A 639-nucleotide genomic window follows, 5' to 3' on the forward strand; every position below is an offset into this window, starting at 1 on the left:
AATACATTCCCCCCAACCTTTCTCAATAGATACGTTGCATATTCGTGTGAAAAGTTAAATTTGATCAAAGTCTCACTCTGGATCTTTACCACACACAAGCGAGACCTCCGTCACAATCTCATTTTAGCTTTGTGATGGAGATCTTATTGAAATCTCAATATTTCCATTACTATGCTCCCGCACAATAAGAGAACGCAGTTTCTCAACCCCTAAAATCCAATTGAGACAAATATTATGAAAAAGATTCTTGTAGTTTGCGGTAACGGCCTTGGTACTTCACTAATGATGGAAATGGCAGTGAAAGAAGTGGCTAAAAAAATCGGTTTCGAAGCGGAAGTTGATCACGAAGATCTGTCATCAGCTGCATCAAGCAACGCGGATATTTGGGTAGCAGCGACAGACGTTGCAAACCAACTGAAAGAAGGCGGAAAAGAGAACATAATCAGCCTTAAAAATATTTTTGACAAAGCATCAATCGAAGAACAACTAAAAACTTTCATGTAAGGTCAAAATTATGCAGAACTTTTTCGAATTCATGCTCGGCTTATTAAAAGAGCCAGCAATCATGGTAGGCTTAATTGCTTTCATTGGCCTTGTTGCACAGAAAGCTGATATTTCCACCATTCTAAAAGGCACAAT

2 protein-coding genes are annotated in these 639 nt (G+C 38.7%); both read left to right on the forward strand.

The genetic code is table 11. The annotated features are described in order from the left end of the window. Window positions 1-234: 234 nt before the first annotated feature. Complete coding sequence (locus AB4653_RS23110; RefSeq protein ID WP_009845707.1) at window positions 235-504, forward strand: PTS sugar transporter subunit IIB; 270 nt, start codon at window positions 235-237, stop codon at window positions 502-504. 10 nt (window positions 505-514) lie between these two features. Further along, window positions 515-639 (forward strand): PTS transporter subunit IIC (locus tag AB4653_RS23115; RefSeq protein ID WP_372105417.1); only part of this gene is annotated, 125 nt, incomplete at its 3' end.

The sequence above is a fragment of the Vibrio sp. 10N.222.48.A3 genome (assembly GCF_041475345.1).
Classification (GTDB): domain Bacteria; phylum Pseudomonadota; class Gammaproteobacteria; order Enterobacterales; family Vibrionaceae; genus Vibrio; species Vibrio tasmaniensis_A.

Excerpts from the sequence above, each read along its gene's own strand:
- AB4653_RS23110 (WP_009845707.1), top strand. The coding sequence starts at position 235 with ATGAAAAAGATTCTTGTAGTTTGCGGTAACGGCCTTGGTACTTCACTA.